The following is a 19,225-nucleotide window of genomic DNA, read 5'->3' on the forward strand; positions in this document are numbered from 1 at the left end:
CGCAGTATAGGGATCGGCGCGCCCGAGTCAAACCAAGAGTCGCTAAGGCTGTTAGCCCGCCTTGCGGCTGCGCCAGGGGCGGCCGCCGCCCTTGCCGGCGCGCTCGCCAGAGCGCTCACCAGCACCCTCGCTCTTGCCGGCATGGGAGGAGCGATTGCCGTTACCGGCCTGCGGCGGGCGCTTCATGAAGGACATGCCGGCCATCGAGTCATCGCCCTGGCTCCGGCGGCCCTCAGCACGGTCTTCGCGCTGACCGCCAGCATGGCCTTCGCCCTGACCACCAGCATGACGGGGACGCTGCGGCTTCTGGCCGTGACCATGATTGGGACGGCCACCCTCGGGACGCCCCTCGGAACGTCCATGCGGACGGCCCTGATTCGGACGGCCTTGCGGACGCCCACCCTGCGGACGGGGGCCACGCTCGCGGCGCGGCTCCTCGGCCGTTGCGAGCGTGCCTTCCGGAAGGGCACGCTGCAGCTCCGGCACCTTCTGGCGGGTCAGCTTCTCGATGTCGCGCAGATAGGCCCGCTCCTCCCGGTCGCAGAAGGAGATCGCCATGCCGTCCGCCCCGGCACGCGCGGTGCGGCCAATGCGGTGGACATAGCTTTCCGCGATGTTCGGCAGATCGTAGTTGATGACGTGGGTGACGCCATCGACATCGATGCCGCGGGCGGCGATGTCGGTCGCGATCAGCACCTTGCAGGCGCCGTCACGGAAGGCCAGCAACGCGCGTTCGCGCTGGGACTGCGACTTGTTGCCGTGGATCGCGGCGGACACGATGCCCGCCCCTTCCAGATAGCGCACAACCTTGTCGGCGCCATGCTTGGTGCGGGTGAAGACCAGCGTGCGGCCGAAGCCCATCTGGGCGTCGGACAGCAGATCGGCCAGCAGCGCGCGCTTCAGCCCGGTCGGCACGAAGATCACCTGCTGCGACACGCGCTCCGCCGTGGAGGCGACGGGTGTCACCGCGACCTTTGCCGGATCGTGCAGCAGTTCGCCGGCCAGCGTCTCGATCTCGCGCGGCATGGTGGCCGAGAAGAACAGGTTCTGACGCTTCGCCGGCAGCGTCTTCACGATGCGGCGGATCGGCTGGATGAAGCCCATGTCGAGCATCTGGTCGGCCTCATCAAGCACAAAGATCTCGACCTGGTCGAGGCGCACGACGCGGTTCTGCAGATGGTCAATCAGCCGGCCAGGCGTGGCGACGACGATATCGACGCCGCGCTGCAGCGCCTTGGCCTGCGGCCCGGCAGACACGCCACCGAACACGGTGGCGACGGACAGGTTCAGGAACTTGCCATAGACCCGGAAGCTCTCGGCGATCTGGCTGGCCAGCTCGCGCGTCGGGCTCAGGATCAGCACGCGGCAGGAACCGCGCGGCGTCTTGATGTGGTTGCCCTCTTCCGTCAGCCGGTTGAGGATCGGCAGCGCGAAGGCCGCCGTCTTGCCGGTGCCGGTCTGCGCAATACCCATGAGGTCGCGACCGGTTAGCACCGGGGGAATGGCCTGCGCCTGGATCGGCGTGGGCGTCTCGTAGCCTTCGGCGGTGACCGCCTTCAGAATCGGGGCGGACAGGCCGAGGTCAGTAAATTTCGTCAAAATGGAAAACTTTCGCTCAAGGCCCGCAAACAGCGGCCGGCCGACTCGCTGTCGGCCTTGCGTCATACCATCGCGGGCATTTCAGGGACGCCCCGCGTGGCCTGGGCGATCAAATGAAATCAGCGGCGCGCGACAGTACCGGTTGCCTGGAGAAGGCAGCGTTCACGCGGTCGGCGCGCCAAGGGCCGTTTCATGCGGCAGTGCACAAATGCGCCCTAGGCGGCCTAATGTCAAGGAAATCAACCAGAAATGTAATTTACCGGCTGAAGCGATGGTTGCTGTTTTCTCTTTCTTGTCATTGCCGGGCTTGACCCGGCAATCCAGGGGCCGCGATCTGAGGCGATGCAGGCAGGGCACCGCCCCTAGACCCCCGGATCAAGTCCGGGGGTGACAGAAGGGGATATTTGCAGCGGCTTCCATCCTCTACCGCGACAGCATGACCGGGACGGTCATGTGGTCGAGGATGGTGCGGGTGCTGCCACCCAGCACATATTCCCGCAGGCGCGAATGGCCATAGGCGCCGATGACGATGAGCCGCGCATCGCGGTCCGCCGCCAGGTTCAGCAGCACGTCGCCGGGGTCCAGCTCGGTCGAGGGCTCATGCTGCAGCGTGACTTTCAAATCATGGCGGGCGAGATATTCCGCCGCCTCCTCGCCGCTGACCACCGCGTCGCCGCCGACCGTGACCAGCGTCACCTTGCCGGCCAGCCGCAGCATCGGCAGTGCGTCATGCAATGCGCGCGCCGCCTCGCGCCCGCCATTCCAGCCGACCAGCGCCTCGCCGCCGGCAATCGGCTTCGCACCGATATTGGGGACCATCAGGATCGGCGTGGAGGCGTTCATCACCAGGTCGCCGGCCAGCATCGCCACATCGTCGGGCACGTTATCGTCCACCGGCTGTCCGATGACGATCAGGTCGGCGCAGCGCGCCGCCTCGGCCACCGCCATCGCCATCGGCGCGGCATAGACCCGCCAGTCGCTGCGGGCCGCCCAGTCGGCCAGCTTCACCTGATGCTGGAACGCCTCGCGCAGCTTGCCCAGCCGCTCATCCTCGGCGCTGTCCAGCTGCTCCAGCACCGTGTCGGGGATCGCCCCCATGGAATAGACCGGCACGGCAATCGGACGCTTCACGCCGACGCCGACCAGATGGGCGTCCAGCCTTTCGGCAAGGTCGAGGGCGGTACCGACAACGCGTGCGGCCTCATCGGCTTCTGTGATGGTGACGACGATGGTCTTGATGGACATGATCGCTTTCCTCCTGGTGGTGGCGTCCTTACGGAAGCCCTCCTTGCGGGTGGCGCCAGAGCCTGAAACATCAGTCTGGGGCGTCATGATGCGGAGGACATCATACGCCCCTTTCCGTGACATTGATGTGCATCAAGAAGGACGCAGCCTTTCCCGCAGGGCAGGATCATGCGCCTGCGGCAGCATCCGGCAGGTGCTGGTCGAACTGCAGCGTCGCCAGCCGGGCATAGAGCCCGCCCTGACGCATCAGCTCAGCATGGCTGCCGGTGGCGGCGATGTGGCCCTGGTCCAGCACCACGATGCGGTCCGCCTTCAGCACAGTGGCCAGCCGGTGCGCGATGATCAGCGTGGTGCGCCCGGCCATCAGCCGGTCCAGCGCCGACTGCACCAGCCGCTCGCTTTCGGAATCCAGCGCGCTGGTCGCCTCGTCCAGCAGCAGCACGGCGGGATCGCGCAGGATCGCCCGCGCGATGGCCAGGCGCTGGCGCTGGCCGCCGGACAGGCGCACGCCCTTCTCGCCGAGGAAGGTGTTGAACCCGTCAGGCAGCCGGTCCAGGAACTCGGCTGCCGCCGCGGCCTCGGCAGCGGCGCGCACATCTTCATCGCTGGCACCGGGCCGGCCATAGCGGATGTTCTCGAAGGCATTGGCGGAGAAGATCACCGGCTCCTGCGGCACCAGGCCGAGGCGGCTGCGCAGCGCCCTGGGATCGGCCTGCCGCACATCGACGCTATCCAGCCGGATTGTCCCGGACTCCGGATCGTAGAAGCGCAGCAGAAGCTGGAACACGGTGGTCTTGCCCGCCCCGGAGGGGCCGACCAGCGCCACCTTCTCGCCCGGCTGGACGGTCAGCGAAAACTCCTCCAGCGCCGCCCGGTCGGGACGCGCCGGGTAATGGAAGCGTACGCGGTCGAATTCGATGCCGCCGCGCGGCGGTTCCGGCAGGGCCACCGGCAGCGACGGTACTGCGACCGGCGACGGCGCGGCCAGCAGCTCCATCAGCCGTTCGGTCGCCCCCGCCGCGCGCTGCAGATCGCCGATCACCTCGGAGATCGCGCCGACCGCGCCGGCCACCACCACGGCGTAGAACACGAAGGCCGACAGCTCGCCGCCGCTGATCGTGCCGTCGATGACGCTGCGCCCGCCCAGCCACAGGATGGCGGCAACGGCGCTGAACACCAGCATGATGACGGTGGCGGTCAGCATGGCACGCGCCGCGATCCGGCGCACCGAGGTGGCGAAGGCGCGCTCCACCTCACCGGCGAAATTCGCACGGTCCTCGCCCTCATGGGTGAAGGACTGCACGGTGCGGATCGCGTTCAGGCTCTCCTCGATATAGGCGCCGACATCGGCCAGCCGGTCCTGGCTGTCGCGCGACAGCCGGCGCACCTTGCGGCCATAGATCAGGATCGGCGCGACCACCAGCGGCACGACCAGAAAGACCAGGCCGGTCAGCACCGGGCTGGTGATGACCAGCATCACCGTGCCGCCGACGAACAGCAGCGTGTTGCGCAGCGCGATGGAGGCCGAGGAGCCGACCACCACCTGCACCAGCGTGGTGTCGCTGGTCAGGCGGGACAGCACCTCGCCGGTGCGCGTCGTCTCGAAGAAGCCGGGGCTCAGGCTCAGCACATGGTCGAACACCGCCTTGCGGATATCGGCCACCACGCGCTCGCCGATCCAGGAGACCAGGTAGAAGCGCACATAGCTGGCGACGGCCAGCACCAGCACCACGCCGAACAGCACGATGACTGCCTGGTCCAGCAGCGCCGGGTTGCCGGCACCGAACGCGCCATCCACCAGGTAGCGCAGCCCCATGCCAAGTCCCAGCACGGTGGAGGCGGCGATGACCAGCGCCGTCAACGCGCCGGCGATCTGCCCCTTGTAAGGGGCGAGGAAGCGCAGCAGATGGCGCAGCGGCCCCAGCCGCTTGCCGCCTTCCGGCATAGTCCTGTCGGCCCGTTCACTCATCGACATTCGGCACTGCCCTTTTGTCTCTATATTTCCCTTGCCGTACAGCAATTTTCCGGCCATTTCCAGCAGCGCCGCCGCGGCCTCGCGTCACGGTCGGAAATCGCGGTGCGGATGGGGCTTGCCTCGCCGCACCGGCTTCTGTATATACGGCGGCTCGCATATTTGGCCCCTTACTCCCGACCGGCGGACTTGGCTATGAAGCAGGAAATCCATCCCGACTATCACGAGATCACGGTCGTGATGACCGACGGCAGCACCTACAAGACTCGCTCCACCTGGGGCAAGGAAGGCGACACGCTGCGCCTCGAGATCGACCCGAAGTCGCACCCGGCCTGGACCGGCCAGCATCGTCTGCTGGACAGCGGCGGTCAGGTCGCGAAGTTCAACAAGCGCTTCGCCAATCTCGGCATCGGCTGAGCAGCGCTGCAAACACCTGCGGATCAGGCGCCGGTCTTTCCGGCGCCTTTTTCGTTGCGCGCATTTCCATAAAATAGTTGTACGGGGAATAACTGTGCAGGATCAGCTGGCGTCCAGCATGCGGTCCAGCCGCTCGATGCGCTGATAGACGCTGAGGCTGCGGTCCATCAACCGGCGCAGTTCCGGCGGCATGTCGAGCGCTTCGGAATGCCGCTCGGCCAGGCACACCTCCTGGCCGCCAAGCCGGTAGCGTTCCTCGCTGGCCTCGGCCGAAGTCAGCTCGCCATGATGCACCGCCTTCTGCACCATCAGCCAGGCCATCGCCTGGGTCAGGCGCGAGGTCATGCGCATGGTCTCGCAGCTGAGCTGCGCCTCATCGACCCGCGCGGCCATGAAGCGCACCCGCTCGATATCCAGCCCCCTATCCTGCCTTGGGCCGGAAGGCGCCATAAAGTCACCGCGCGCCGGCTGGCGGCGCAACCGCGCCTTCTGGGATGCCTGCAGGTAATCGCGCGTTTCGACGATCAGGTCGAAAAGCTCGCTATAGGTCCGCTCCAGAAGCAGCGTCGTCTGTTGCATCGCGCCCATATTCGCGACCTGGCCCACCTGTAATTGCCACCGGAAATCATTCCGCCTGTGAAACAGTATGGCGGCAAAATCGAACTATTCCAAGCCCCTAGGCGCGCATATTCCAAAAAGCTTCATTAACCATTCTAGCCGTTGAAAAGGCCGGATGCCTGCGGACAGCGGCCCCTGCGGCTGGGTTTCTCCACCCTCTTGAAGCCGCTTTCCGGCTTCCCATATCTGGAACGTGGATCGCCACTGATGGGGTCCACGGACGATTACCGGTCAGACCCATGGGGTGGGCCGTACACAGAACATGTTGCTTCAGGAGGACATGACAATGCGCAGTTTCGATCTTTCCCCGCTTTTCCGTTCGACCGTCGGCTTCGACCGCATGATGCGGCTGCTTGATGAGAGCATGCGCAACAGCGTCCAGCAGGCGCCGAGCTATCCGCCCTACAACATCGAGAAGCTGGAAGAAGACCAGTACCGCATCACCATGGCGGTGGCCGGCTTCGCCGAGGGCGACCTCGATGTGACGGTGCAGAACAACACGCTGGTGATCAGCGGCCGCAGCGAGCAGAACGAGGAGGAGAACGCCCAGGAAGGCCGTTTCCTCTATCGTGGGATTGCCCGCCGCGCCTTCGAGCGCCGCTTCGAGCTGGCCGAGACCGTGAAGGTCTCCGGTGCCCGCATGGAGAATGGTCTGCTGCATGTCGATCTGGTGCGCGAGGTGCCTGAGGCTGCCAAGCCGCGCAAGATCGAGATCACCGGTTCGGCTACCAGCACCAGCAAAGTCATCGAAGGTAAGAAGGCCGCGTAATCCCGGCGCGACCTGATAGTTCCCGTTTTCCCTGACGGGCGCGGCCGCATCCAGAAATGGATGCGGCCGTTTCTGTAGGTGCCCCTCTCCCCTCGCGGGAGAGGGGTGCGTAGGCTTATGAGCGAAGCGAATTAGCCGGAGCTGGGTGAGGGGGAATTGCTTTCCGGCCATGTCCTTCGAGACGCGCGCCCCGAGACCTCGGGGCGCGCTCCTCAGGACGAGGTCATTGTTGGAATAACGGCGGTGCCTCCTGGTGACCTCATGCTGAGGAGCCGGCTGGAAGCCGGCGTCTCGAAGCATAGGGCAGCGCGATGAACCCGTTACGCCGCCAGCCGTTCGGCGACGCGGTCCAGCGTCTCGACGTGATCGACCGGGCCGATGCTGGCCAGCGTCGGGCGGGAGGCGAGCAGCCGGGCGACCACGCGGTCCACGGCGGCGGCATCGACCGCCTCCACCTTTTCCACCAGCTCGGATGGCGGAATGGCGCGGCCATAGACCATGAGCTGCTGGGCCACCTGCTCGCAGCGGTTGCCAGTCGATTCGCGACCCATCAGCAGGCCGGCCTTCAGCTGCGCGCGGGCGCGGCCCAGCTCCGCCTCCGTCAGGCTGCCGGCCACGGTCCGGAAACTGTCGCACAGCACCGGCACCAGTTCGGCCACCTGCTCCTCACCGGTGCCGGCATAGATGCCGAACAGCCCGCCATCGCGGAAGGCCGACTGGAAGGAATAGATCGAATAGACCAGCCCGCGCTTCTCCCGGATCTCCTGGAACAGGCGCGAGGACATGCCGCCGCCGAATAGGGTGGAGAATACCGACAGCGCGTAATAATCCGGATCGTCATAGGACAGGGAATCGAAGCCCAGCAGCAGATGCACCTGCTCCAGGTCGCGCTCCTCGCGCCGCTCCCCGCCATTGTAGGCGGCGGCGGGCTCCGGCTTTTCGGCGGTCGGCTTCAGATCGGCGAAGGCATTGCCCACCATCTCCACCATGCGGTCGTGATCGACCTTGCCGGCAGCCGCGAACACCATCTTCTGCGGCCCGTACTGCTGGCCGATATAGTCGATCAGCGTCTCCCGGCGCATGGCGGTGACGGTCTGTTCCGTGCCCAGCACCGGCCGGCCCATCGGCTGGTCCGGATAGGCGGTCTCCTGGAACAGGTCGAAGATGATGTCGTCCGGCGTGTCGTTCGCCTGGCCGATCTCCTGCACCACCACCTGCTGCTCGCGGCGCAGTTCCTCCGCATCGAAGGTAGAATGCTGCAAGATGTCGGAAAGGATATCGACTGCCAGCGGAACGTCATCGGCCAGTACCTTGGCGTAATAGGCGGTGTTCTCGCGGCTGGTATAGGCGTTCAGCACGCCGCCCACGGCCTCTATCTCCTCGGCGATGGCCTGCGGGCTGCGCTTTTCCGTGCCCTTGAACGCCATGTGCTCCAGCAGGTGCGAGATGCCGTTCACCTGCGCCTCCTCATGGCGCGTGCCGACCCCGACCCAGGCGCCGAGCGAGACGGACTCGACATGCTCCATATGGTCGGTGGCGACGCGCAGCCCGTTGGGCAGGGTGGTGATGCGCACGCTGTCGCTGTTCTTCATGGGTCAGACGGCCTCCTTCCGGCCGGTCTTCTCGGAAATGTAATCCTGCACGGTGGCAAGGTCGTTGGGCAGCACGGCCACCCGCTCCTCGCGCTCGAACAAATCGGCAAGGCGCGGCGGAAGGGCCGGGCGGATGCCGGTCGCCGCCTCCACCGCATCCGGGAACTTCGCCGGATGGGCGCAGGCCAGCGCCACCACCGCGATATCGGGATCGAGCGATATGGCACGCCCCGCGCCAACGCCGACGGCGGTATGCGGATCGAGGATTTCCCCGGTCTCGCCATGCACGGCGCGGATCACCGCCTTGGTCTCCGTATCGTCGATCCGGTGCGCGGCGAACAGCGCCGAGGCGCGGCCCAGCTGGTTGTCGCCAACCTTGAAGCTGCCGGCCGCCCGGAAGCCCTTCATGGTGTCGGCGACCAGCGCGCCATCGCGGTCCAGCAGATCGAACAGCAGCCGCTCGAAATTGCTTGAAACCTGGATGTCCATGGACGGGCTGAGGCTGGGTTCCACCCCCTCGATCTTCATCTCGCCGGAGCGGAAGAAGCGGGTCAGGATGTCGTTGCGGTTCGACCCGACGATCAGCTTCTCGACTGGCAGGCCCGTCTGCTTCGCCGCATAGGCAGCATAGACATTGCCGAAATTGCCGGTCGGCACGGAAAAGGCGATGCGGCGGTCCGGCGCGCCCAGCGCCACCCCGGCAGCGATGTAATAGATGATCTGCGCCATGATGCGCGCCCAGTTGATCGAATTCACCGCCGACAGATTCTGCCGCGCCCGGAAGGCCGGGTCGTTGAACATCGCCTTCACCTGGTCCTGGCAATCGTCGAAGGTGCCTTCCAGCGCGATGTTATGGACGTTGGACGACAGCACGCTCGTCATCTGCCGGCGCTGCACCTCGGAGGTGCGGCCCTTCGGGTGCAGGATGAAGATGTCGATCGCGGCACGGTCGCGGCAGGCCTCGATGGCGGCGGAGCCGGTATCGCCGGAGGTGGCGCCGACGATGGTCACCCGCTCCCCGCGCCGCGTGAGCACATGGTCGAACAGCCGGCCCAGCAGCTGCAGCGCGACATCCTTGAAGGCCAGGGTCGGCCCGTGGAACAGCTCCAGCAGCCAGAAATTGCTGTCCAGCTGCTTCAGCGGCGTGACCGCCCTGTGATCGAAGGTTTCGTAGGAGTCCCGCACGATGCGCGCGAAATCGGCATCGGAAATGGCGCTGCCCAGGAAGGGCCGCATGACGCGCTCGGCGATCTCGACATAGGAAAGCCCGCGCATCGCGCGCAGCTCGGCGGCGCTGAAGGCCGGCCATTCCTGCGGCACATAGAGGCCGCCATCCTCGGCGAGGCCCGCCAGCAGCACCCCTTCAAAATCGAGGACCGGGGCGCTTCCGCGCGTGCTCACATACTTCATCGGGCAGGCTCCAAGGCTCACGCCAGCCAAAGGCGGTTGATCGAAGCGCACAACCTAATGCCGGACCGGAGACTCTTCAAGGCGGGGCGGCTTATGCCCCCAGATAGCGCCGCTGCAGATGCGCCTTGAAGGCGGCGGTGGAGAGCGGTGCACCGGTGGCGCGGTCCAGCAGCTCGTCGGCGGAATAGCGCGAACCATGGGCATGCACATTCGTGCGCAACCAGCCGACCAGCGGCGTGAAATCTCCGCGCGCGATGCCGGGCAGGATATCGGGCTGCTGCTCGGTCGCGGAGGCGAACAGCTGCGCGGCCATCATCGCGCCCAGCGTGTATGTGGGGAAATAGCCGATGGCGCCATCATACCAGTGGATATCCTGCAGGCAGCCCATCCGGTCATCCGGCGGCGTCACGCCCAGCAGATCGCGCATGCCGTCGTTCCAGGCGCCCGGCAGGTCGGCAACGTCGAGATCGCCGGCCACGATGGCGCGCTCCAGCCGGTAGCGCAGGATCACATGCAGCGGGTAGGTCACCTCGTCCGCATCGACGCGGATGAAGCCGCGTTCGACGCGGGTATAGAGACGGCGCAGCATGTCCGCCTCATAGGCCGGGCCGGATACGCCGAAAGCCTCGCGGATCAGCGGCGCCGCGAACTCCAGGAAGGCGGGCGAGCGGCAGGCCTGCATCTCCACCAGCAGCGACTGGCTTTCATGCACGGTCATGCCGCGCGCCTCGCCGATCGGCTGGTGCCGCCACGGTGCCTCCGGCAGACCCAGCTCATAGAGCGCGTGGCCGGTCTCGTGCAGCACGCCCATCAGGCTCTGGGTGAAATCGCCCTCGTCATAGCGCGTGGTGATGCGGATATCGTCCGGACCGCCGCCGCAGAACGGATGCAGCGAGACATCCAGCCGGCCGCGATTGAAGTCGAAGCCGGCGGCGGCCATCAGCCGGCGGCCCAGCGCGGCCTGTGAGTCGACCGGGAACGGCCCCTGCGGCAAGACGAGCGGCGCCTCGGCAGCCTGCCGTTCCAGCACCGCCTCCAGCAGCGGCGGCAGGAAAGTAGCGAGATCGTCGAACACCGGGTCGATGCGCTCTGCGCGGTTGCCGGGATCATACTGGTCGAGCAGCGCATCATAAGGATCGAGCCCCAGCGCCGCCGCCTTGATCTCTGCCATCTCGCGGGTGAGCCGGACGACCTCCCGCAGATGCGGCAGGATAGCAGCGAAATCGCTGTTCTTGCGGGCCGTGCGCCAGGCCATCTCGCACTTGGAGCAGGCCTTGGAGCGCGCCTCCACCAGATCGGCGGGCACGGCGGTGGCGTGCGCATGCTGGCGGCGCATCAGGGCGAGGTTCGCCGCTGGCCAGTCCGCAAGACCCTCCGCCCCGGCAGCGTCCAGCAAGTCGGCCATGTCAGGCGCGGTCAGCAGTTCATGCGACAGCACGCTCAGCGTCGCCAGCTGCTCGCCGCGCGCCTCCGCACCGCCATCGGGCATCATCACCGACTGATCCCAGTGCAGGATGCCGCCCACACCGCCCAGCACGGAGAGGCGGTGGAAGCGCCGTTCCAGCGCCTTGTATGCGCCGGCCGCGTTGCTCATTGCCTGGCGTCTTGCTCCTCGCGTTCCGTGCGGCGGTGCCACAGCACATAGACAGCGATCAACCCGAAGGCCATGGCGAACCAGGTGATGGCATATTGCAGATGTTCGTTGCGCAGCCCGATCATCGGATCGGCGCCAATCGGCAGCTGCGGGCCGCTCTCGCGGCGCAGCTCGTCGATGTAATAGTCCGGCACGTCCTCGCCCTCGGCCTTGGCATAGGCGGCCATCTCCGGCACATCGACATAGAACCACATGCCGCGGCCCGGCTCATTGTCCGGGGTGAAGGAATTGCGCAGGCCGGCACGGCGCACGATGCCTTCCACCGTCACCGTGCCCGTGGGCTGGCTTTCCGGACGACGCGCCGGGTCCTTGCGGTCATCGGGAATCCAGCCGCGGTTGACCAGCAGCACGCGCCCGTCATTAGTGCGCAGCGGCGTGACGATGTGATAGCCGACCGTGCCTTTTTCCGGGCGGCCGATCAGCGGCATTTCGTACTGATGCAGCCATTCGCCGGTGGCGGTCACGCGGCGGAACTCGATTTCCTCGATATCGGCGCCAGCGGCGGGGGCGGGAATGGCGGGCGCCATCATCCGCGTCTCCAGCCGCTCGATCAGCCCTTCCTTCCAGGCCAGCCGTTGCAGCTGCCAGGCACCAAGCCCCAGCATGACGACGATCATCGGCAGCGAGATCAGCGTCGGCCACAGGCGCGGGCGGAAACCCAGGGTGCGGTGCAGGGCGGATCGTGTGTCAGTCATGCGCGGTCCCGCGATGCTTGTATTGCAGGGCGACGAGGACGCCCTTGAAAAGCCGCAGCAGGCCAAGCGCGCCGGCCAGGATCACCAAGGACCACAGCACGGCATGCAGCCAGAGCGGCGGCTGGAAAACGGTTTCGACCCACAGCGCGAGCGGCACGACGATGATGCCCAGGGCGAAGATCACGAACACCGCCGGCCCGTCGCCGCTGTCATGATTGCTGAGGTCCAGGCCGCAGACCTCGCAGCGTTCCGCCACCTGCAGCAAGCCGGAAAAAAGCCTGCCGCGTCCACAGCGCGGACAGCGGCAGGCCAGACCGGTCAGAACAGGCGATAGAGGCGGATAGGACGGGCTGTCGTTCATCCTCTGCTCGGTTGTTCCGGGCAGCGGGGGATTACGCCCCCCACCAGTAGATGCAGACGAACAGGAACAGCCACACCACGTCAACGAAGTGCCAGTACCAGGCCGCCGCCTCGAAGCCGAAATGCTGTTCCGGCGTGAAATGGCCCTGATAGGCACGCACCAGGCAGACCGCCAGGAAGACAGTGCCAACGATGACATGGAAGCCATGGAAGCCGGTCGCCATGTAGAAGGTCGAGGCGTAGATGCCATCGGTGAAGCCGAAGGCGGCATGGCTGTACTCGAACGCCTGCAGGGCGGTGAAGGACATGCCCAGCAGGACGGTCAGCCACAGGCCGCGGATCAGGTCACGGCGATTGTTCTCGATCAGCGCGTGATGCGCCCAGGTCACCGTGCAGCCCGAGAGCAGCAGGATCAGCGTGTTGATGAAGGGCAGCTCGAACGGATCGAAGGTGACGATGTCCGCCGGCGGCCAGATGCCGCCAATGGCCTCGGTCGGGTAGAAGGCCGAGGCGAAGAAGGCCCAGAAGAAGGCAGCGAAGAACATCACCTCGGAAGCGATGAACAGGATCATGCCGTAGCGCAGGCCGAGCTGCACGACCTTGGTGTGATACAGGCCGCTATTGGCCTCGCGTACCACGTCGCGCCACCAGAAGAACATCGTGGCCAGCACCAGGGCGAGGCCGAGGAACAGCACCCAGTAGCCCTGGTCGTGCATGGCCATTGCACCGCCGATGGCGGTCACGAAGGCCGCGACGGACCCCACGAAGGGCCACGGGCTCGGATCGACGAGATGGTACGGATGCTTCTGGTGCGTGGCGTGTGCTTCGCTCATCCCTCAAAACCCCTTCGGCTTACGGACGGTTGGCCATCCGTCGGCATGTTACCCCAGTTTAACTCAATACGATCAATTCACCCGCGCGCCGTCGCCCGCAGGCTTCAGCTCGCTGGTCTGCCGGACACCCGCCAGCGACTGGTCGGGTGCCGGGAAAAAGGTATAGCTCAAGGTGATCGTCGTGACATCGTCCAAATTGCGGTCATCGACGATCGCCGGATCGACGAAATAGGACACCGGCATCTCGATGCTCTCGCCCGGCTGCAGAACCTGCTCGGTGAAGCAGAAGCACTGCAGCTTGTTGAAGTAGATGCCTGCCTTGTGCGGCGTCACGCTGTAGGTGGCGGTGCCAACCACCGGCACGTCGCCATTGTTCACCGCCTTGTAGAAGGCCAGCCCGTTTTCGCCGACATGCACCTTCTCCGACACCTGCATCGGCTTGAAGCGCCATTTCAGGTCCGGGCTGGTATTGGCGTCGAAGCGCACGGTGATGACGCGCTCGCCCATATGGTCCGGCAGGGCGTCGGCCTGCTGCGTGGTGCCGCCATAGCCGGTGACGCGGCAGAACATCTCGTACAGCGTGCTGCTGTAGGCGGTCAGCGTCGTCATGCCGCCCAGCACCAGCATCACACCGCCCACCGCGATCCAGTTGCGGCGGTTGCCCTTAGGCTTGTTCTGTTCGGTTTCGCGCATGCGCTTCACCCCATTTTCACGATGGTGATGGCGTAGAACAGGGCCACAAGCCCCAGCAGCACCCAGAGCAGCGCACGGTTGCGCGGGCGACGGCTGCGCCGGAAGCTTTCGCGGTCGCGGTTTTCCGTATCCTGTTCCATGGCGCTCACATCCAGCCTCCCAGCGAAATCAGATACCAGGTCCGGTCCAGGATCAGCAGGCTGAAGATCAACAGGAGATAGAGGATCGAATAGGCGAAAAGATGACGCGCGGCCAGCTCGGCGCGCGGCCCGTCGCCGGCCCGCCAGATGCGCCAGGCACCGGCCAGGAACAGCGCGCCCAGGATGATGGCGCCCACACCATAGAGTGCGCCCGAGGTGCCGAGCGGCCAGGGCAGCACCGCCAGCGGCGCCAGCAGCACGGAATAGATCAGGATCTGGCGGCGCGTCTCCCGCTTGCCCGCCACCACCGGCAGCATCGGCACGCCGGCCCGGGCATAATCCTCGCAGGCGAACAGCGACAGCGCCCAGAAATGCGGCGGCGTCCACATGAAGATGATGGCGAACAGCACCACCGAATCGATGCTGACGTCGCCGGTCACCGCGGCCCAGCCGATCATCGGCGGGAAGGCGCCGGCGGCACCGCCGATCACGATGTTCTGCGGCGTGCTGCGCTTCAGCCACATCGTATAGACGAAGACGTAGAAGGCGATGGTCAGCGCCAGCAGCGCGGCCGCCGCCCAGTTGACCGCCAGCCCCATCACCATGACAGAGAAGCCGGACAGCACCGCCCCGAAGGCAAGGGCGGCTTCCGGATCGACCCGGCCGCGCACGATCGGGCGGCCCTGGGTGCGGCTCATCACCGCGTCGATGTCGCGGTCATACCACATGTTGATGGCGCCCGACGCACCGGCCCCGATGGCGATGCACAGGATGGCGATGAAACCGAGGACCGGATGGATCGAGCCCGGCGCCAGATACAGGCCGACGAACCCGGTGAACACCACCAGCGACATGACGCGCGGCTTCAGCAGCTCGACATAGTCGGCCACGCCCGGTACGCCCAGCGAGGGCCCTTCGGCCCCCGCTTGCATGCCTGCCCGCATGGTCGTTTGAAGCTGGGTATCGCTCACCTGGCTAACCGCCTGCTCTGCTCAACAATCTAGGGAGTCCCCAGGTCACTTGACCTGGGGGATTTCCTCGAAGGTGTGGAAGGGCGGCGGAGAAGACACCGTCCATTCCAGCGTATCGGCGCCCTCGCCCCACTGGTTCGCCGGCACCTTGGCCCCCGAGGTGAAGGTCCGGTAGCAGACGAACAGGAAGAAGAACATAGCGGCGATGGAGATGTACGACCCGATGGAGGAGACGTAGTTCCAGCCGTGGAACGCATCCGGATAGTCCGGGATACGGCGCGGCATGCCGGCCAGACCCAGGAAGTGCATCGGGAAGAAGGTCAGGTTCACGCCGATGAAGGTCATCCAGAAATGGATCTTGCCCAGCGTCTCCGGATACTGGCGGCCGCTCATCTTGCCGATCCAGTAGTAGAAGCCGGCGAAGATCGCGAACACGGCACCCAGCGACAGCACGTAATGGAAGTGGGCGATCACGTAGTAGGTGTTGTGCAGCGCCACATCCACGCCGGCATTGGCCAGCACCACACCGGTCACGCCACCGACGGTGAACAGGAAGATGAAGCCGACGGCCCACAGCATCGGGGTGTCGAACTTGATCGAGCCGCCCCACATGGTGGCGATCCAGGAGAAGATCTTGATGCCGGTCGGCACCGCGATGACCATGGTCGCCGCCGTGAAGTAGGCGCGCGTGTCGACGTCGAGGCCCACCGTGTACATGTGGTGCGCCCAGACGATGAAGCCGACGAAGCCGATCGACACCATCGCGTAGGCCATCCCGAGATAGCCGAACACCGGCTTGCGCGAGAAGGTCGAGACAATGTGGCTGATGATGCCGAAGGCCGGCAGGATCATGATGTACACCTCGGGATGGCCGAAGAACCAGAAGAGGTGCAGGAACAGGATCGGGTCGCCGCCGCCGGCCGGATCGAAGAAGCTGGTGCCGAAGTTACGGTCGGTCAGCAGCATGGTGATGGCACCGGCCAGGACCGGCAGCGACAGCACCAGCAGGAAGGCGGTGATCAGCATCGCCCACACGAACAGCGGCATCTTGTGCAGGGTCATGCCCGGCGCGCGCATGTTGAAGATGGTGGTGATGAAGTTGACCGCGCCCAGGATCGAGGACACGCCGGCCACATGCAGCGACAGGATGGCGAAATCGACCGCCATGCCCGGATGCCCGTTCGGGCCCGACAGCGGCGGATAGATGGTCCAGCCCACGCCGGCGCCGCCATCCACAAAGGCCGCCAGCAGCAGCAGGGCGAAGGCCGGGATCAGCAGCCAGAAGCTGATGTTGTTCATGCGCGGGAAGGCCATGTCCGGCGCGCCGATCATCAGCGGCACGAACCAGTTGCCAAAGCCGCCGATCAGCGCCGGCATGACCATGAAGAACACCATGATCAGGCCGTGCGCCGTGATGATGACGTTCCACTCCTGGCCGCCCGACATGTACTGGACGCCCGGATCCTGCAGCTCCATACGCATATAGAGCGAGAACAGGCCGCCAATGATGCCGGCAACGATGGCGAAGATCAGGTACATCGTGCCGATGTCCTTGTGGTTCGTCGAATAGACGTACCGCCGCCAGCCGCTGGGATGATGATCGTGATGGTCGTGCGCTGCCGATGCCTGCGCCATGGATCAACCTTTCCTTGCTTTCAAAGGCGTCCCGCCAGCCTGGGCGGAGAAACCCTCAGTCTCGTCCTCGTTGCGAGGGCGGCGCGCCTGCGCCGCCCCACTCCCGAATTACTGCGCGGCCACTGCCGCGACCTTGCGGTCGCCATTATCCGCGAACTTGTCCTGCGCCTGCTTCACCCAGGCCTCGAACTCGGCCTCGCTGACAGCCTCGACCTTAACCGGCATGTAGGCATGGTTCACGCCGCAGATCTGGTTGCACTGGCCGTAATAGGTGCCCGGCTTGTCGATGCGGAACCAGGTCTCGTTGATGCGGCCCGGGATGGTGTAGAGCTGCACCCCGATGGCCGGCACCAGCCAGCTGTGCATCACGTCAGCGCCGGCAACCAGCACGCGGATGTTCTTGCCGGCCGGAACGACCAGCGCATTGTCCACTTCCAGCAGGCGCTTCTGCCCCGGCTTCAGATCCTCTTCGGCGATCATGTAGCTGTCGAAGGCGAAATCGCCATGATCCGGATAGGCGTAGTTCCAGTACCACTGATGGCCGGTGACCTTGATGGTCATGTCGGCTTCTTCGGTACGGTCGAGATAATAGAGCAGCCGGAAGGACGGCACCGCGATCACCACCAGGATGATCACCGGGATGACCGTCCACAGCACCTCGATCAGCGTGTTGTGCGAGGTCCGCGACGGGTTCGGGTTGGCCGAGGCCCGGAACCGGACGATCACATAGATCAGCAGCGCCAGCACGAACAGCGTGATGGCCGTGATGATCCACAACAAAATGTCGTGCAGCGAATGCAGGCTTTCCTTGCCCGGCGAGACCGGCGTCTGCATGCCGAGCTGCCAGGGCTGCGGCTCTGCCGCCCAGGCGCCCGTCGTTAGCCCCACTCCCGCCAGCGCGGCGAGGAGAATCCCGAAGAACACGGTGGCGATACGCTTCCTATTGCTCGGCATCCTACCCTAATCCCTAGACACAAAATCCGTCCGCCCCCCGGAAGGCGCGGCATGGACGAAAGGCTTCGCCTGCCCATTCAGGGCAATGAGGCGAAACCTGGCCCGAACCGTTGCGGCACGTCGCCAACGGAATTACCGCTGCGCTGCGCACGTTGGCTGTCTATCCATCTTATTCGGATCGGGCAAGCGCGAATTGTGACCAGATGTCGCATCCTGCCGCTTTTTTGCCATCAGTTTGACCCTTGTCGAGGCCCGGTTTTTCCTGTCCCCTATCCTCAGGCGTCTTCTTTTTCCAGATCGCGCGTCAGCCGTCGGCGCATGCGCCGCACGCCGAACCACACCAGCAGGAAAATGACCGGAATCGCTGCCCCGACAACGACCTCGGGCGAGAGCGGCAGCCCCGCGCCCAAGGGCGTGTCCTTCAGCCCCTTCGCGGCATAGCCCAGCAGCCCTGCCGCGTAATAGCAGATGGCGACGACCGACAGCCCCTCCACCGTCTCCTGCAGGCGCAGCTGGATCATGGCGCGCCGGTTCATCGAGCGCAGCAGATCGCGGTTCTGCGCTTCCAGCTGCACATCGACACGTGTGCGCAGCAATTCGCTGGTGCGCGCCACCCGCGCCGCCAGCGCATCGAGCCGCTGCTGCACCGAGGTGCAGGTGCGCATCGCCGGCAGGAACCGCCGGTTCATGAACTCGCCCAGGGTCTGCATTCCTTCAAGGCGCGATTCACGCAGCTCCTCAGTGCGTTGCGCCACCAGCGCCGTATAGGCCTTGGCCGCCCCCAGCCGGTAGGCGACGCGGGCGCCGATGCGCTCCACCTCCGCCGCCAGGCGGGTCAGCTCGTCCAGCAGAGCGCGGTCGTCGCGGCTGTCCTGCCCGGTGGCCAGCGCCGTGGTGATGTTCGATATCTCCTCGCCGACCTTGGTCAGCGCCGGGCCGGCATCGCGCGCCAGCGGGAATGCCAGCAGCGCCATCATGCGGTAGGTTTCCAGCTCCAGCAGCCGCCGCACCAGCCGGCCGGTGCGGCGCGGCCCCATCTCGTAATCCTGCACCAGGATGCGACTGAACCCGTCCGGCCCGATGGTGAAGTCGGTCCAGGCAGCCGCGGCACCGCTGCTCATCAGGCTGCCGGCCGGCGCATTGCCGCCCAGCAGCGCCGCCGCTTCCGACGCGCCATGGCGGGGGCCGCCGCGCGCCTCCACTGCGACATGGATGGCCACGATCATCTGGCCGGGGATGGCCTCCAGCCAGTCCGGCGGCACGCGGCGGATCACCGGATCGGCGAAGGCTTCCTCGAACTTGCCTTCCAGGATGAAGCCATAGGTCGAGAATTCGGTATGCCGCTCCCAGCGCAGCAGGAAGCCGCCCATGTCGATGATGATCTGGGTCGCATCGTCGGGCGGCGGCGGCACCTGAAAATGCGCGCACAGCCGTGCCAGATGCGCACGCTCCTGCCTTGCCGTCTGCTCGCCCGTCAGCACCGCCAGATGCGATATGCGGGCCGGCGCCACCATCGGCTCGAACGGCCTTGCATGTACCTCGTCATTCAGCGCATGGCGCAGCGGATGCTCGTCCGGCAGGCGGCCCAGGGGTGGTACAGCAGACTCGGCGGCCCCCTCTCCTGACCTTGGCTTTTCCACCATGCCGGCGCGCCTCCCATCCCCTAAT

Annotated in this window: 18 protein-coding genes; 2 read left to right on the forward strand and 16 right to left on the reverse strand. The window is 65.8% G+C overall.

Annotated elements, in window-relative coordinates; translation table 11 throughout:
* Window positions 1-51: 51 nt before the first annotated feature.
* From P24_RS09625 to P24_RS09635, 3 genes are all read right to left on the reverse strand, one after another.
* Window positions 52-1,599: a DEAD/DEAH box helicase gene (locus tag P24_RS09625; RefSeq protein WP_008944523.1), complete on the reverse strand. Its 1,548-nt coding sequence runs from the start codon at window positions 1,597-1,599 to the stop codon at window positions 52-54.
* A gap of 423 nt (window positions 1,600-2,022) precedes the next feature.
* Window positions 2,023-2,844 carry a universal stress protein gene (locus tag P24_RS09630; RefSeq protein ID WP_008944524.1) on the reverse strand — a complete coding sequence of 274 codons (822 nt, stop codon included), beginning with the start codon at window positions 2,842-2,844 and terminating at the stop codon, window positions 2,023-2,025.
* 166 nt (window positions 2,845-3,010) lie between these two features.
* Complete coding sequence (locus tag P24_RS09635) at window positions 3,011-4,819, reverse strand: ABC transporter transmembrane domain-containing protein (RefSeq protein ID WP_408962316.1); 1,809 nt, start codon at window positions 4,817-4,819, stop codon at window positions 3,011-3,013.
* Window positions 4,820-5,011: 192 nt separating this feature from the next.
* Between P24_RS09635 and rpmE the strand changes: the two genes are divergently transcribed.
* Window positions 5,012-5,233, forward strand: coding sequence for a 50S ribosomal protein L31 (rpmE, locus tag P24_RS09640; protein ID WP_008944526.1), 222 nt, complete (start codon window positions 5,012-5,014; stop codon window positions 5,231-5,233).
* Between the two features lie 102 nt (window positions 5,234-5,335).
* On the opposite strand, the gene P24_RS09645 is transcribed toward rpmE, so the two are convergent.
* Window positions 5,336-5,812: a DUF1465 family protein gene (locus P24_RS09645; protein WP_040707247.1), complete on the reverse strand. Its 477-nt coding sequence runs from the start codon at window positions 5,810-5,812 to the stop codon at window positions 5,336-5,338.
* A gap of 325 nt (window positions 5,813-6,137) precedes the next feature.
* On the opposite strand from P24_RS09645, the gene P24_RS09650 reads away from it, so the two are divergent.
* Entirely contained in the window at window positions 6,138-6,620 is a 483-nt protein-coding gene (locus tag P24_RS09650) for an Hsp20 family protein (RefSeq protein WP_008944528.1), read from the forward strand.
* 320 nt (window positions 6,621-6,940) lie between these two features.
* Here P24_RS09650 and P24_RS09655 read toward each other — a convergent pair whose 3' ends face one another.
* The 12 genes from P24_RS09655 to P24_RS09705 form a co-directional block, all read right to left on the reverse strand.
* Complete coding sequence (locus P24_RS09655; RefSeq protein WP_008944529.1) at window positions 6,941-8,212, reverse strand: M16 family metallopeptidase; 1,272 nt, start codon at window positions 8,210-8,212, stop codon at window positions 6,941-6,943.
* 3 nt (window positions 8,213-8,215) lie between these two features.
* Window positions 8,216-9,622: a threonine synthase gene (thrC, locus tag P24_RS09660; protein ID WP_008944530.1), complete on the reverse strand. Its 1,407-nt coding sequence runs from the start codon at window positions 9,620-9,622 to the stop codon at window positions 8,216-8,218.
* A 91-nt stretch (window positions 9,623-9,713) separates the two neighbouring features.
* Window positions 9,714-11,216, reverse strand: coding sequence for a carboxypeptidase M32 (locus P24_RS09665; protein ID WP_008944531.1), 1,503 nt, complete (start codon window positions 11,214-11,216; stop codon window positions 9,714-9,716).
* Window positions 11,213-11,971 carry an SURF1 family protein gene (locus P24_RS09670; protein WP_008944532.1) on the reverse strand — a complete coding sequence of 253 codons (759 nt, stop codon included), beginning with the start codon at window positions 11,969-11,971 and terminating at the stop codon, window positions 11,213-11,215. Before P24_RS09670 ends, P24_RS09665 begins: the two co-directional genes overlap by 4 nt.
* Window positions 11,964-12,332, reverse strand: a complete 369-nt coding sequence (locus P24_RS09675) for a DUF983 domain-containing protein (protein ID WP_040707225.1) — start codon at window positions 12,330-12,332, stop codon at window positions 11,964-11,966. The genes P24_RS09670 and P24_RS09675 overlap by 8 nt, the downstream gene beginning before the upstream one ends.
* A 31-nt stretch (window positions 12,333-12,363) precedes the next feature.
* Window positions 12,364-13,164: a cytochrome c oxidase subunit 3 gene (locus P24_RS09680; protein ID WP_008944534.1), complete on the reverse strand. Its 801-nt coding sequence runs from the start codon at window positions 13,162-13,164 to the stop codon at window positions 12,364-12,366.
* Window positions 13,165-13,236: 72 nt separating this feature from the next.
* A complete protein-coding gene (locus P24_RS09685) occupies window positions 13,237-13,857 on the reverse strand; it encodes a cytochrome c oxidase assembly protein (protein WP_051013121.1) in 621 nt (206 codons plus the stop codon).
* Between the two features lie 5 nt (window positions 13,858-13,862).
* On the reverse strand, window positions 13,863-14,006 hold the full coding sequence (locus tag P24_RS20030; protein WP_156816253.1) for a hypothetical protein: 144 nt from the start codon (window positions 14,004-14,006) through the stop codon (window positions 13,863-13,865).
* On the reverse strand, window positions 14,003-14,929 hold the full coding sequence (locus P24_RS09690; RefSeq protein ID WP_008944536.1) for a heme o synthase: 927 nt from the start codon (window positions 14,927-14,929) through the stop codon (window positions 14,003-14,005). Before P24_RS09690 ends, P24_RS20030 begins: the two co-directional genes overlap by 4 nt.
* An 84-nt stretch (window positions 14,930-15,013) precedes the next feature.
* On the reverse strand, window positions 15,014-16,603 hold the full coding sequence (gene ctaD, locus P24_RS09695; RefSeq protein WP_008944537.1) for a cytochrome c oxidase subunit I: 1,590 nt from the start codon (window positions 16,601-16,603) through the stop codon (window positions 15,014-15,016).
* A gap of 108 nt (window positions 16,604-16,711) precedes the next feature.
* Complete coding sequence (coxB, locus tag P24_RS09700) at window positions 16,712-17,557, reverse strand: cytochrome c oxidase subunit II (protein WP_008944538.1); 846 nt, start codon at window positions 17,555-17,557, stop codon at window positions 16,712-16,714.
* 275 nt (window positions 17,558-17,832) lie between these two features.
* A complete protein-coding gene (locus P24_RS09705; protein ID WP_008944539.1) occupies window positions 17,833-19,200 on the reverse strand; it encodes a DUF3422 family protein in 1,368 nt (455 codons plus the stop codon).
* Window positions 19,201-19,225: the final 25 nt, after the last annotated feature.

Origin of the sequence: Oceanibaculum indicum P24 (assembly GCF_000299935.1) — a bacterium.
Classification (GTDB): domain Bacteria; phylum Pseudomonadota; class Alphaproteobacteria; order Oceanibaculales; family Oceanibaculaceae; genus Oceanibaculum; species Oceanibaculum indicum.